Source organism: Rhodoferax sp. GW821-FHT09E07, assembly GCF_059416145.1.
Window position 1 is genome coordinate 286,480 of sequence record NZ_JBWKOP010000007.1, and the last position, 13,357, is coordinate 299,836.

Annotated in this window: 10 protein-coding genes; 4 read left to right on the top strand and 6 right to left on the bottom strand. The window is 64.0% G+C overall.

Features of this window, described 5'->3' with window-relative positions; translation table 11 throughout:
- Positions 1-7: 7 nt before the first annotated feature.
- Positions 8-2,032, top strand: coding sequence for a PAS domain-containing sensor histidine kinase (locus tag AC07OE_RS15780; protein WP_495071525.1), 2,025 nt, complete (start codon positions 8-10; stop codon positions 2,030-2,032).
- On the opposite strand, the gene rsmA is transcribed toward AC07OE_RS15780, so the two are convergent.
- The 3 genes from rsmA to AC07OE_RS15795 are packed head-to-tail and all read right to left on the bottom strand — an operon-like array spanning position 2,029 to position 6,547.
- Positions 2,029-2,832 (bottom strand): 16S rRNA (adenine(1518)-N(6)/adenine(1519)-N(6))-dimethyltransferase RsmA, encoded by an 804-nt coding sequence (gene rsmA / locus AC07OE_RS15785; protein ID WP_495071526.1) that lies wholly within the window; start codon positions 2,830-2,832, stop codon positions 2,029-2,031. The two genes, AC07OE_RS15780 and rsmA, sit on opposite strands and share 4 nt — an antisense overlap.
- On the bottom strand, positions 2,829-4,136 hold the full coding sequence (locus tag AC07OE_RS15790) for a peptidylprolyl isomerase (RefSeq protein ID WP_495071527.1): 1,308 nt from the start codon (positions 4,134-4,136) through the stop codon (positions 2,829-2,831). Before AC07OE_RS15790 ends, rsmA begins: the two co-directional genes overlap by 4 nt.
- 5 nt (positions 4,137-4,141) lie before the next feature.
- The gene (locus tag AC07OE_RS15795) at positions 4,142-6,547 is read right to left on the bottom strand and encodes an LPS-assembly protein LptD (protein ID WP_495071528.1); all 2,406 of its coding nucleotides are present in this window, start codon (positions 6,545-6,547) and stop codon (positions 4,142-4,144) included.
- 101 nt (positions 6,548-6,648) lie between these two features.
- Here AC07OE_RS15795 and AC07OE_RS15800 point away from each other — a divergent pair, with 101 nt between their 5' ends.
- From AC07OE_RS15800 to AC07OE_RS15810, 3 genes are all read left to right on the top strand, one after another.
- Positions 6,649-7,770, top strand: a complete 1,122-nt coding sequence (locus tag AC07OE_RS15800) for an aminoglycoside phosphotransferase family protein (RefSeq protein WP_495071529.1) — start codon at positions 6,649-6,651, stop codon at positions 7,768-7,770.
- Between the two features lie 71 nt (positions 7,771-7,841).
- The gene (locus tag AC07OE_RS15805) at positions 7,842-8,564 is read left to right on the top strand and encodes a 16S rRNA (uracil(1498)-N(3))-methyltransferase (protein WP_495071530.1); all 723 of its coding nucleotides are present in this window, start codon (positions 7,842-7,844) and stop codon (positions 8,562-8,564) included.
- A 31-nt stretch (positions 8,565-8,595) separates the two neighbouring features.
- Complete coding sequence (locus AC07OE_RS15810) at positions 8,596-9,768, top strand: MFS transporter (protein ID WP_495071531.1); 1,173 nt, start codon at positions 8,596-8,598, stop codon at positions 9,766-9,768.
- A 3-nt stretch (positions 9,769-9,771) separates the two neighbouring features.
- On the opposite strand, the gene AC07OE_RS15815 is transcribed toward AC07OE_RS15810, so the two are convergent.
- From AC07OE_RS15815 to AC07OE_RS15825, 3 genes are read right to left on the bottom strand one after another with little or no spacing between them, the layout of a single operon-like run.
- Positions 9,772-10,365: a chalcone isomerase family protein gene (locus tag AC07OE_RS15815; RefSeq protein WP_495071532.1), complete on the bottom strand. Its 594-nt coding sequence runs from the start codon at positions 10,363-10,365 to the stop codon at positions 9,772-9,774.
- A 22-nt stretch (positions 10,366-10,387) separates the two neighbouring features.
- The gene (locus tag AC07OE_RS15820; protein ID WP_495071533.1) at positions 10,388-12,469 is read right to left on the bottom strand and encodes a putative bifunctional diguanylate cyclase/phosphodiesterase; all 2,082 of its coding nucleotides are present in this window, start codon (positions 12,467-12,469) and stop codon (positions 10,388-10,390) included.
- A gap of 31 nt (positions 12,470-12,500) precedes the next feature.
- The gene (locus AC07OE_RS15825; RefSeq protein WP_495071534.1) at positions 12,501-13,343 is read right to left on the bottom strand and encodes an alpha/beta hydrolase; all 843 of its coding nucleotides are present in this window, start codon (positions 13,341-13,343) and stop codon (positions 12,501-12,503) included.
- Between the last annotated feature and the right edge of the window lie 14 nt (positions 13,344-13,357).

Sequence of the window (13,357 nt, forward strand, 5' to 3'; positions counted from 1 at the left end):
CAGGCTTTTGGCCGCCTTGTCTGATGGGGATGACAAGTTCTCCCGGGTGTTCAACACCAGTGCAGAGTGGATTGTCATCACCCGGCTGGACGACAGCACGATTGCCGATGCGAACACCGGGTTTGAAACCATTAGCGGCTACCGGCGGGAAGAAGTGATAGGGCACCGCATGGCGGACTTCAACGTTTGGGCCCAGCCGGCCCAACGCACGGTACTGGTGGCCGAAATGCTGCAAAACGGTTCGGCCCGCAATCACTTGGTGACCTTGCGACGGCGCGACGGCGCGCTGCGCGACTGCATGGTCAACTGTGCGCTGATTGCGCTGGACGGCACGGACCCCTCCCACGCCGTGTGGATAGCGCGGGATATCACTGAACACAACGTGGTCTACGAGCAGTTCAAGGCGGCTTTTCGGCTAACCCCGGATTTCATGTCCATTTCGCGCATGGACGACGGCAAGTATGTGGAAGTGAATGCCGCATTCGAGCGCATCACGGGCATCAGCCGTGCCGATGCAATCGGCAAGACCTCCACCGAACTGCGTATCTGGGCCGAACCCGAAAAGCGACGCGACCTCACGCACCTGCTGCGGGCCGAAGGGGCCGTGAGCGACTACGCCATGGCGCTGAACGTGCGCGATGGCCAGGTGCGCGAGGCTTTGCTCGATGCTGCCTCGTTCGAGTCGCGCGGCGAACGCTACATCATCGCCCTGCTGCGCGATGTGACCGACGAACGTCGTGCGGCGCGTGCCTTGCAAGAGAGCGAGTCCCGCTTTGCGCGGCTGTTTGAGCAGTCGCCGCTACCCATGTGCTACTCCAGCACGCAGAACAACTTTCAGACCACGCAATGGAACCTGGCCTGGTTCGATGCTTTCGGCTTCGATCCGGTACAAGACCAAGGCAAGTCTGGCCTGACATTGGGAGTCTGGGTCAACCCGGAGGACCGCGCGCGCTTGCTGGACATGACAGTGCAGGGCACGGCCTCTACCGACGTGGAGGTGCAGATGCGACGCCGCGACGGCGAACTGCGCTGGATCTCGCTCTCCACCCGGCTGTTTGAGGAAATGAACCGCACCATGGTGCTCTTCACCTACTTTGACATCACTGAGCGGCGACGCGCGCAGCAAGACATTCTTGAACTCAACACCCAGCTCGAAGCCCGCGTCGCGCGGCGCACCGCCGAACTGCAAGGCGCCAACCATGAGCTGTCCGAGACGCTGGACACCCTGAAGGTGGCACAGGATCACTTGGTCCAATCGGAAAAACTGGCCGCGTTGGGTGCCTTGGTTGCCGGCGTGGCGCATGAACTCAACACCCCCATCGGCAACGGCTTGACGGTGGCCAGCTCGCTGGAGCACCGCATCCGCGACTTCCGCCATCTGGCTGCCACCGGGCTGCGCAAGTCAGACCTGCAGGGCTTTCTGGACGACATGCAGCTGGCCTCGGACATCATGGTGCGCAACCTGGGCCGCTCCGCTGCGCTGGTAGCCAGCTTCAAGCAAGTCGCTGTGGACCAGACCAGCTCACAGCGGCGCAAATTTGACCTGGCCGCGGTGGTGGGTGAAATTCTGGTCACGCTCAACCCGGCAATCCGCAAGACGGCCTGTACCGTGAGCACCCGGATTGATGCGGCGCTAACCATGGACAGCTACCCTGGTCCGCTGGGCCAGGTGCTCACCAACCTGATCAACAACGCGGTGTTGCATGGCTTTGAGCCCGCGGAGGAAGGCAAGATTGAAGTACAGGCCTGGGCCAAAGACAGCCAGCATGTGGTGATTGAAGTGCGTGACAGTGGACACGGCATCCAGAGCGAAGACTTGCACCGGGTGTTCGACCCCTTCTTCACCACGCGACTGGGCCAAGGTGGATCGGGGCTGGGGCTGCACATCGTGCACAACCTGGTGGGGAGCGTACTGGGTGGGCGCATTGAAGTACAAAGCCGGCCGGAAGCCGGTGCCACCTTCACGATCACCCTGCCGATGACTGCACCCGAGCGGGTGGACGCGACGGCCGCGCCTATCAGCGACGGCTAGCCCAGCTGCTGTACCAGGCCCACGTATTCGTCCACTGGCACTTCCTGGGCACGGCGCTGCATGTCAAAGGTGCCCGCAAAACCCTTGTCTTCCAACCAGCGACCCAGCGTGTGGCGCAGCAGCTTGCGGCGCTGGCTGAAGGCCACCTGCACCATCTCGGAAAACAGGGCCTGATGGATCGCCGGCGGCTGCGCCAAGGGCACCATGCGCACCACGGCACTGTCCACGCGCGGCGGTGGATCGAAACTTTCGGGCGGCACAAACAGCACATCTTCCATGGCGTAGCGCCACTGCAGCATCACACTGAGGCGGCTGAAGTCCGAGGTGTCGGGCTGCGCCACCATGCGGTCGATGACCTCTTTTTGCAACATGAAGTGCTGGTCTTCAATCACGTCCACATGGCCCAGCAGGTGGAACAGGATGGGCGTGGAAATGTTGTAGGGCAGATTGCCCACCACGCGCAGCTTCCGTTTGGATACGGGAGCATCCGAAGGCGCTATGCTTTTGGTAGCTACTGGAGCAATATCAATGCGGGCAAAGTCCACATTCAGCACATCAGACTCAATCACCGTCAGTTGGCCATGACTGCGCAGGCGCTTGGCCAGATCGCGGTCCAGCTCGATCACGGTGAGGTGCCCTAACCGCTCCACCAGAGGCTGGGTCAACGCCGCCAAACCGGGACCGATTTCCACCATGGGGTCGCCCGGCTTGGGGTCGATCGCACGCACGATGGCATCGATGATGCCGCCATCAGACAGGAAATGCTGGCCGAAGCGCTTGCGGGCGATGTGTTGGGTCATTGCGGTGGCTCGCGCATCTCGACAAAGGCGCGGGCGCGCACGTCCTGGGCCCACGTGGTGTAGGCCTCGTCATAGCGGCTGCGGCGAAGCTGGTTGCGCACCGACTCACGCACTTGCTGTGGGCTCAACTCCACCTTGCGGCGCTCCATGAGCTGGATCAGGTGCACGCCGAAACGCGAAATCAGCGGTGCACTGATCTGGCGCTCGCTCAGGCGGTCCATGGCCTCTTCGAATTCGGGCACAAACATGCCCGGCGAAGCCCAGCCCAAGTCGCCGCCTTGCTCCGCCGTCGAATCCTGGGACAGCTTGCGCGCCTCGGTGGCGAAATCAGTCTTGCCAGCAACAATGCGCTCGCGCACTTCGGCCAACTGGGCCACGGCCTTGGCTGGCGGCAACTGGGGCGTGACGCGCAGCAGAATGTGGCGGGCACGGCTTTGGGTGATGGTTTGCACCAAGCGGTTAGGAGCCCGCTTCTCCACGACTTTGAGGATGTGAAAACCCGCGCCAGAACGCACGATGTCAGACACCTCGCCCACCTTCAGTTTCTGCGTGGCCTGCACAAACAGGGGTGGGTAGCGATCGGCACGCCGCAGGCCCAGCTGGCCACCGTTGCTGCGGTCGGCTGCAGACGCCTCTTTTACCAGGCGGTCAAAGTCTTCCCCATCACGGATGCGCTGCAACAACTTCTGCGCCTGTACAAACAGGGCGGCAGCCTGTTCTGCCGTCGCCTTTTCAGGTACCGCCACCAAAATCTGCGCCAGGTTGATGTCAAAAGTAAAGGGGTCGGTGTTGGCCGCCTGCTGCTCCAGCATCGCGCGGTCAACATCCACGTCGGACACCTTGATGGTGGCTTCCACGTCACGCTCGTGCAGACGGTTCAGCATCAGCTGGTCACGCAAACCATCGCGGAACGTGGCAACTGACACACCGTCCTTGGCCAGGCGCTGGTAAAGACCCGCCACGTCCACCTGGTTCTGGCTGGCCACGGCTTGCTCGGCACGGTCGATGGCAGCGGGGTCGATGCGGATGCCGGTGTCACGTGCCAACTGCAGCTGCGCACGGTCGTTGATCATGCGCTCCAGCACCAGCCTGCGCAACTCGGCGGGCGCCGGGGCAGGCTTGGCCTGCTGGGCCAGTTGCAGGGCCACGCGCTTGACCTCCAGCTGCACTTCCTGGTTGGTAATGGGATCGGAATTCACCACCGCCACGATGTAGTCCAGCGGTTGCGGGGTTTGCGCCCGCAGTGGCAACACCGCGACGCTGCACAAACAGACCAGGGCCCAGGCCCACACGCGAAATTTCATGGTGTTCAATCGTAGTTACTGAAGCGGCTGTTGGTGCCGCCCGTTTCACGCAAGTTCTGGTAACGCGAAATATTGGATTTCAGGGTTTGCAACGGGCTCACACCCAGACGGGTAAAACCGACAAACTCCAGCTCGAATTTGATGCTCTCGGTGGCCGAAGAGGTGCTGGTCTGCACCCGGCCCACCACCACCCGCGCCAGCCAGCAGCCCGCATCGTACTCGACACCCAACAGGGTGTCGACCAGACGGCGCTCGTCCAAGCTGTAGTTCATGCGGCCCACAGCGTAGTAGCGACCCTCGCCCATGCCACGCCCAGCGCCGAGGTCTTGGCCGCGATCGCCCCACAGGTCGTTGAGCGGCCACTGCCAGCTCACATCCACCTGCTCGCTCACATCGCGCTGGAAGCGGTAGGCTGCGTTGACCACGCGGTAATTGCTGGGGCTGTAACGGGTACCAATGGTGGAGCGCTCCGACTTGTCCGTACGCGGGTTGTACTGCACCGTGGAGTCCAGCGCCCAGCGCTCATTCACATTCACTGCGGCGCCGAACAGCACATCGCTGAAACCGGGCTGGGCCGTGGCCGTGGAGGGCGTCAGCGTGACCTGCTGCTCTTCAAACCTGAAACGCTGGGCCACACCGAAGCGCGCCAGTTGGGCACCGGAATCGGCATCCAGCAGGCGCGTGGTGACCCCCAGGGTCAGCAGGTTGTTGTCCGAGATCTTGTCGTGGCCACCGAAGGCGTTCTCGGTGTAAATGCTGGCGAAGTTGAAGTCATTCGCAGCGGTGTCGTAGTTGGGCAGCAGGCTCTGATTGTGGTACGGCGTGCGCACATAGAACGCGCGTGGCTCCAGGGTCTGTACCAAGGCGCGGCCAAAGTAACTGGTGTCGCGCTCGAAGACCAGGCCCGCGTCCAGGCTGAAGGTGGGCACCGTGCTGTCCGCGTAACGCTCGCCATTGGCGATCGGGTTGTCAAACTGGTAGGCCGCCGTATGCAACTGCAGCTTGGGCACGACAAAGCCCGCTGCGCCCACCCAGGGCCGGCTGACCTGGGCCAGGCCATAGACCCGCTGCGCATTGGGCTGCAAGGTCAGGCTGCGGTCTGCCTGGAACTGGGTGAAATCACCTTCCAGCGACCAGTCAAATCCACCCTGGTTGGTCTGCGTATAGCGTGCCGTGAGCTGCGGGACCCGGTCATAGGGCGGAACAATCGGGGCGGTGGGGTCCTGCAGGGTTTGCCATTGCAGCACGCTGGCGGTCAGGGCCACCGGGCCCTGGGCCCAGCTGACCGCGGCATTGTTGGGCAGCAGGCGCTGCGTCAGCGAGCCACTGGAGCGCGTGAAGTCACGCCAGTAGTTGTCGTCACTCACCCGGTTCAGGTTCAGCAGGTAAGACACATTGCCAATGCCCTGCAGGCCGGTGTCGTAGGTACCCGTCTGGTTGAGCGTGGCGCCCCAGCGATCCGCGCTGCGCAGCTTGTCGCTGGGCATGTAGTTGGCGCGCAGCACCCCCGAATACGTGGGCTCCAGGTAACGGAACTCGACCCCCAGGTCCATGCCACGCGCGGCCATCACCGTGGGGGTCAGCGTGGCATCGCGGTTGGGCGCGATGTTCCAGTAATAGGGCACGCTGAGTTCGGCACCGTTGACGTTGTCGAACCCGACCGTGGGCGGCAGCAAACCGGACTTGCGCTTGTCGCTGAGCGGAAAACTGATGGCCGGAACGGGAAGAATGGGCACGTTCTTGAAGCTCAGGTACGCACCATGGGCGATCCCCACGTCTTCGTCGCTGTCAAAGGTGATATTGGCCGCCTTCAGCACCCAGTCGGGCATCCAGTCCGGACCGGGCTTGCGCCGGCAGGTGGTGTAGGTCGCGTTGTGCACGACCGTGGTACTGGCGTCCACAAAGTCTGCGCGGCTGGCGTCGCCATGGGCATCGCCCTGCAAAAACTGGTAACGCGGCTGTAAAAAGAAACCCTCAAAGGCTTCGAGCTTGAGCTCCAACTGCGGGCCCTCGAAGACGTTGCCACCCCGGTTGATGCGCACATTGCCAGTCGCCTTGGCTTGGTCGTCGGGGGCGTTGTACTCCAGCTTGTCCGCCTTGATCACCGTGCCGGGCTTGCGCAACTCGGCCTGCCCCTCAACCACCGTTTCCAGGTCCGGGCGACCCGTGATGCGCTCGCCAAACAAAAACATGGGCGCCGATTCGCGCTGGGCGGGGGACAGGGATTCTTGCAGGCGCGGGCTGGGCTTCAGCGTGGCCGGCGCGGCCTCCACCGGCTCGGCTGCGGGCGCCACTTCCTGCGCCTGCGCCGCCATCTGCACGCACGCCACCGCCACCATAGCCACAAGGCGGGTCAGGGGTGGCGGGCAGTGGGGCGGCCGGCTGGGCAGGTCGCGCGGGGGAAAACGCATGGGGCGGGATGCAGGGTCAACAAATCAGGGTCGGACAGGGTCGCCAACCAGGGCGGTGCGCACAGTGGCGCGGCCATGGGGCTTTGTAGAATGGATTATCCATGAGCCCAAGCCCCTCCCTTTCCCCGTCTTCCCCCACAGCGCCCGCCGTGCCCGCCTCCACCGACATCCACTGGGGTGACCCCACGCGCCAAGCGCAGTTCGCGACCTGGTTTGCCCGCGTGCAGGCCAGCCATGGGCTGGACGCCAGTACCCTGGGCCTCGCCTCGGCCGATGCCAGCTTTCGCCGCTATTTTCGGGTGCAGGGCCCCAACGGCACGCTGGTCATCATGGACGCGCCGCCTGACAAGGAAAACAGCCAGCCCTTTGTGCATATTGCCGGCCTGCTGACCCAGGCCGGGTTGCGCGCGCCCGACATCCTGGACTGGGACCAGCCCCACGGTTTCATGCTGCTGACCGACCTGGGCCAGCTCACCATGATGCAGACCATGGACCCGGCCGCCCCGCCACCGCTGAACCTGTACCTAGGCGCGGTGGACACGCTGGTGCAATGGCAGTTGGCGTCCAAGCCGGAGGTGCTGCCGCCCTACGACCAGGCGCTGCTGCTGCGCGAGCTGGAACTATTCCCCCAGTGGTACATCGCGGGGCACCGCCAGGTGACGCTGGATGCAGCCCAGCGCAAGGTGTTGGACGACACCTTTGCCTTGCTTATTAAGGACAACCTGGCCTGGCCCAGCGTCTATGTGCACCGCGACTTCATGCCACGCAACCTGATGGTGCCCCTGGACGGCCTGCCGCCCAAACTGGACGCCACCACGCTCGGCGTGCTCGATTTCCAGGATGCGGTCTACGGCCCCATCACCTACGACATCGCCAGCCTGATGCGCGACGCCTTCCTGACTTGGGAAGAAGACTTCTGCCTCGACGTGACCATCCGCTACTGGCAAAAAGCGCGCAAGGCGGGCCTGCCCGTGGGTGATGACTTTGGCGAGTTCTACCGCGCGGTGGAGTGGATGGGCCTGCAGCGCCACCTGAAGATTGCCGGCATCTTTGCCCGCCTGACGCTGCGCGACGGCAAGCCCAAGTACCTGGCCGACACACCACGCTTCATCCACTACATCCGCAGCACCTGCAACCGCTACATCCAGCTCAAACCGCTGCTGCGCCTGGTGGACCAGGTGGAAGGCATTGCCGCCTCCGACGTCTTTGTCATCGGACGTTAAGAGCCGCTTAGACCTCTAGCCCCCGCAAATATTGCGCAAGTAGCTCCTGATTTAATAGCAAATCGCTCCACATGCCCCGCTTCTACTGCCCCACGCCGCTGATGACGGACGCCTTGCTGGAGCTGCCAGCAGGTGCAGCGCGGCACGTGCAGGTGCTGCGCCTGCAGCCCGGAGACGCCATCACACTGTTCAATGGGGACGATGACCGCGAGTTCGACGCCACCGTCACCCGCATGGGCCGCAGCGATGTGCAGGTGCAGGTGGGCACCCCGCGCAGCACCGCGCGTGAAGCCTCCCGCCGCGTGCACCTGGCCGTGGGCATGCCGGCCAACGACCGCATGGACTGGCTGGTAGAAAAAGCCACCGAACTCGGCGTGGCCAGCATCCAGCCGTTGATGACCGAACGCAGCGTGCTGCGCCTGAGTGGCGAGCGCGCCGAGAAGAAAGTGGCGCACTGGCAGAGCGTGGCAGTGTCGGCCTGCGAACAATGTGGCGGCAACCGCGTGCCCACGGTGCATCCGGTGCAGACCCTGGCCCAGTGGCTCAAAGCCCTGCCCGCCACGACACGCCAGCAGCGCCTGCTACTGTCGCTGCGCGAAGGCAGCGTGGCACTGCATGGCGTAGCACCAGCGCAGGACGCCGTGTTCCTCTCTGGCCCCGAAGGCGGCCTGGGAATGGCCGAAGAAGACCTGGCACTCGCCCAGGGCTTTGTCCCCGTGTCACTGGGCCCGCGCGTACTGCGTGCCGAGACCGCGGCGCTGGCCGCCCTCACTACTCTGGCTCTTCAGCCTTAACCCCCCTCACCACGCCTGCGGGCGCTACCCCATGAACCGCAACCTCTGGCTGCTGGCCTTGTGCCAGGGACTGTTCCTCACCAACAACGTCACCTTCATCGCCATCAATGGTCTGGTGGGTTTGAGCATGGCGCCGTATGGCTGGATGGCTACGCTGCCCGTCATGGGCTACGTGGTGGGTGGGGCGTTGGCCACGCCGCTGGTGGCGCGTACGCAATCGCGCTATGGGCGGCGCATCTCGTTCCAGATTGGTCTTGCTGTGGCGGTGGCGTCAGCGCTGTTGGGCGCTTGGGCCGTGGCCGAGAAGCAGTTTTGGTGGCTGGTCGCCGCCACCGTGGTGGCGGGTTATTACAGCGCCAATGGCCAGCTGTACCGCTTTGCCGCGGCCGAACTGGCCCTGCCCGCATTCCGTGAAAAAGCCGTCTCGCTGGTACTCGCAGGCGGACTGATCGGCGCCGTGGCCGGCCCCAACCTCGCGGCCCGCACTCGCACCCTGCTGGAGGTGCCGTTTGCCGGCGCCTATGTGGTGCTGGCCGGTGTGGCCCTGCTGGCTATGCTGCTGATGGGCTTGGTGCAATTCCCCGCGCACCAAGCGCCCACGGCGCAAACCGTGCGCGGCCGGCCGTTGCGGGACATCGTGCGCCAGCCCGCGTTTCTGGTGGCCTGCCTGAGTGCTGCGCTGGGTTACGGCGTGATGAACCTGCTGATGGCCGCCACGCCCCTGGCCATGCAGCAGTGCGGCCTGGGCTTTGACGACGCTGCCTTTGTACTGGAATGGCATGTGATTGGCATGTTCGCGCCGGGCTTTTTTACCGGCCATCTGATCAAGCACTTCGGCACACTGCCCATCATGGGCGCGGGCGTGCTCCTGAACCTGCTGTGCATCGCGATTGCACTCAGTGGCGTGGAGCTGCACCAGTTCGCCATCGCGCTGTTCTTGCTGGGCGTGGGGTGGAACTTCCTGTTTACCGGCAGTACCACGCTGTCGTTGACGGCGTACCGGCCCGAAGAAAAAGACCGGGCCCAGGCCGCGATCAACTTCAGCGTGTTTGCAGTCATGGCGCTTACCTCGCTGGCCTCAGGCGCCCTGGTCGTAACCCATGGCTGGACCTGGCTCAACCTGGGCTCGCTGCCGCCTGTGCTGCTGACCGCTGCAGCGCTGCTGTGGCTGGCGGCACGCCAGCGCAGCCCGCGCGCCGCTTAGGCCTTACTGGGCCAGCAGGGCGTCCTTGAGTTTGAAGTCCGCGGGCACTGGGCCCACCCAGATGCGCAGCACCATATTGAAAAACTCGGCGTCCCCTACCGGTGCGCCCTGCGGCTGACCCTGAATGTAGAAGGTGGTGCCCTTGCCGGGCACATATTCCATCGCAAAGGTATCGCCCGGCACCAGTTTGGGTTTGCCCGAAAAGATCTCAATCAGGCGGGTGCTCGAGGCCGCGTGTTTTTGTACCTGCTCTGGTGACGAGTTGCTATTCAGCCCCTTGATAAAGGCCACCCCGAGGTCGGTGCCTGGCAGCTCGCGCAACGCCACAAAGTTCAGCCGCTTGGGGCCGGGCAAAGCCAGTAGCGCCTCGGTCGTTGCCACTTTGCTGGTCGTGTACAACGCCATGTCATACACCTTGAAGATGGCCTTGTAGCGCGTACCCATGCCATTGACCGACAGGGTGCTGCCCTGCACCACCTGGGTGGGTGGGAACACGCTGGAGACGGTGTTGGCCAGCGCACCTTGGAAGCCGCTGAAGGCGCCGACCACGGAGAGCGCCAGCAAGGCGCGTCGCAGCCGAAATTGAAATGAATGCATGCGTAAATCTCCCATTGTTTTTTTATAGGGTGGGTCGCGCGGCCATCCAGGCCTCCAGAGCCTCCACCGCCAAGGGTCGTGCGATGTAGTAGCCCTGCAGGGTATGGCAGCCGCTCTCTTGCAAAAATGCCTGTTGCTCCACGGTTTCCACGCCCTCGGCCACCACGTTCAGGCCCAGCGCATTGGCCAGGCCCACCACACCGCGCACGATGGCGCGCGAGTCGCTGTCGGTGTCCGCGTCATTAACGAAGGATTGGTCGATCTTGAGCTGGTTGGGCCGCAGCCGCTTGAGATAGGCCAACGAGGAATACCCGGTACCGAAATCATCGATGGCAATCCCGACACCCAGCTGACGCAGGCGTTCGATGATGCGCTGGCTGGTTTCGGTCTCGGCCATCAGCACGCTCTCAGTAATCTCGATTTCCAGCTCATTGGGCGCAATGCCGCTGGCTTCCAGCGCGACCTGCAGGCTGTCGAGCAGGCGGTGGTCGCGAAACTCCAACGCTGACACGTTGACGGCCATATTGCCCACGCGGATACCGCGCGCCTTCCAGTCGGCCAGTTGGCGGCAGGCCTCCCGCAGGGTCCACACGCCCATCTCCGCAATCTTGCCGGACTCCTCGGCCAGCCCGATGAACTGGCCTGGAAACAACAGGCCACGGGTGGGGTGCTGCCAGCGCACCAGCGCCTCCACCGCCACCACGGCGCCGCTCATGGCGTCTACCTGGGGCTGGTAGTGCAGCACCAGTTCGCCATGGGTGATGGCGTGGGCCAGCTGTTGCTCCAGCTCCAGGCTGGCCTGCAGGCGGAAATTGAGCTCGGAATGGAAAAAACTGTAGCGCGCGCGGCCCAGGGTCTTGGCCTGGTAAACGGCAATGTCGGCGTGCTTCACCAGCGTTTCAAAGTCTTGCGCATCTTCAGGGAACAACGAAATACCAATACTGGCCGACACGCGCACCGTGGTGTTGGCCAGTTGCACGGGCTCTTCCACCACACGCAAGATGCGCTCGGCCATTTCGCCCAACGACTCCCAGTGGTCAATGTCACGCACCATCACCAGGAATTCGTCGCCGCTCTGGCGGCACACCACGTCTACCTCGCGCAGGGTGTCGCGCAGGCGGCGCGCGACCTCCATCAGCAGCTCGTCACCGGCCGCATGGCCCATGGAGTCGTTGACGGCCTTGAATCGGTCCAGGTCGATGAAGAAAATGCCGAACTGCTGCTGGCTGCGGTGCGCCTGCAGCATTTCGCGTTGCACCAGGTCGATGAACAGCGCACGGTTGGGCAAGCCTGTGAGCTGGTCGTAAAAGGCCATCTGCTGCAGCTGGGCATTTTTGGCGCCCAGCTGGCCAAACAACTCGCGCAGCTCGCGTTGCACCAGGCTTAGGTGGCGACCCAGCAGGCCCAACTCATCCTGGCGGCGCCAGACAAAGCGGCTGCCCTCAGCATCGGCATGGTTGTGGTCCAGCAGGGCCGTGGCCTGTTCCTTCAGGCGTTCGATGGGTTTGAGCACGCGGGACACCAGCACCGGCATCAGTACCGCCAGAATCGCCAGCACCTGCAAGGCCACCAACGACAACATCTGGCTGCGCCGCGCCTGCAGCAGGCCCTGGCCGTAGGACGCGTCAAACCACACCACCAGCGTGCCCAGCTCTTCGCCGGAGCGCATCACCTTTTGCACGCGCCGGGTCAGGCGGCCAGCCTGGGCGTCGTCGTGCAGGGTGCGGGCGAACTCGGGCCGCACGCGCTCCAGTTCAGGCGTGTTGGCCAAGCCGTCTTCGATGCGCACAGCCACCACTTGTGGGCTCTCCAAAAGACGCACAGCAGCGGCGTCCAGCGCCACCCGGTCCACCACCCACATGGGCTCGGCGATCGACACGCTGCCGATCTTCATGAGTGCGGATTCGCTCTGGGCCAACAAGGCTTTTTGGGATTTTTCGGCCAGCTCCTGCTCCAGGGTCAGCAGCAGCAGGGCTGGCAGGCTCACGCCCAGGACCACCACGAGCATCATGGTGTAACGCAGCGGCAAGCCGGCGCGCCAGCGGGCGCGCACATTGGCGAAGCTCAGGGAGAAGCGCTGCATAGGCGGCAAGAGGGCTTTCAAGGAAACACGTTAAGCAAGGCCGATGCCGGGTTCAAAACCGTTGCGCCAGCCACTGGTGCAGGGTATCAAAGACCTCCGTCGCATCCAGTTCGTTGAAAATTTCATGGTACAGGCTCTCAAAGCACTTGTTGGTCACCACGCCAGCGGGCGCGGCAGCGGCAAAGTCGCGGCTGCCTTGGGGGTTCACCAGGTGGTCCGCACCCGCATACATCAAGAGCGTAGGCACCTTCCACTGCGAGGCCAGCGCCACGGTAGCGGGGCCCGCGGCGGCAATGAACTGCGCCAGACGCGCGGAAATGCGGTCGTGCACCAGCTTGTCCGCCTGGTAGGCCGCCACGACAGCAGGGTCGTGCGAGATGTAGCTGGCGTTCAGGCCATTGCCCACGCGCAGATTGGGCACGAGCTTGGGCAGCACCGCCACCAGGAGCTTCTGGAACGCATTCAGACCCGGGTTCAAAGCGGGGGATGACATGACCAGGGCCTCGACCGGGCGTATGCCCAGCGACACAAAACGCCCCGCCACCAGGCCGCCCATGCTGTGGCCCAGCAGGATCAGCGGCGTGCCCGGCGCCATGCGGGCGCGGGTGCTGTCCACAATGTCGGCCAGGTCGTCCAGCAGGCGCGTGTCAGTGGGCAGGCTGCCCGGCGCACCGCCCGATTCACCGTGGCCGCACTGGTCGTAGCCGCGCGCCGCAAAGCCCCAGCTGTTGAGCTGACGCGCCACATGGTCGTAGCGGCCGGCATGTTCGCCCAGGCCGTGCACGATGATGACGGTACCGCGTGCGGCCACGCCGTGGTCCAGCGGCCAGTCCTGGATGACCACGTTGTCGCCATCACTGGCCACAAAGGTGGTGAGGGTGGTTTCAGAGCTCATGAAGGGCAGAACAG

Coding starts and splice junctions, on each gene's coding strand:
- AC07OE_RS15795 (WP_495071528.1), bottom strand. CDS start 6,547: ATGCGTTTTCCCCCGCGCGACCTGCCCAGCCGGCCGCCCCACTGCCCG.
- AC07OE_RS15825 (WP_495071534.1), bottom strand. CDS start 13,343: ATGAGCTCTGAAACCACCCTCACCACCTTTGTGGCCAGTGATGGCGAC.
- AC07OE_RS15790 (WP_495071527.1), bottom strand. CDS start 4,136: ATGAAATTTCGCGTGTGGGCCTGGGCCCTGGTCTGTTTGTGCAGCGTC.
- AC07OE_RS15800 (WP_495071529.1), top strand. CDS start 6,649: ATGAGCCCAAGCCCCTCCCTTTCCCCGTCTTCCCCCACAGCGCCCGCC.
- rsmA (WP_495071526.1), bottom strand. CDS start 2,832: ATGACCCAACACATCGCCCGCAAGCGCTTCGGCCAGCATTTCCTGTCT.
- AC07OE_RS15815 (WP_495071532.1), bottom strand. CDS start 10,365: ATGCATTCATTTCAATTTCGGCTGCGACGCGCCTTGCTGGCGCTCTCC.
- AC07OE_RS15810 (WP_495071531.1), top strand. CDS start 8,596: ATGAACCGCAACCTCTGGCTGCTGGCCTTGTGCCAGGGACTGTTCCTC.
- AC07OE_RS15805 (WP_495071530.1), top strand. CDS start 7,842: ATGCCCCGCTTCTACTGCCCCACGCCGCTGATGACGGACGCCTTGCTG.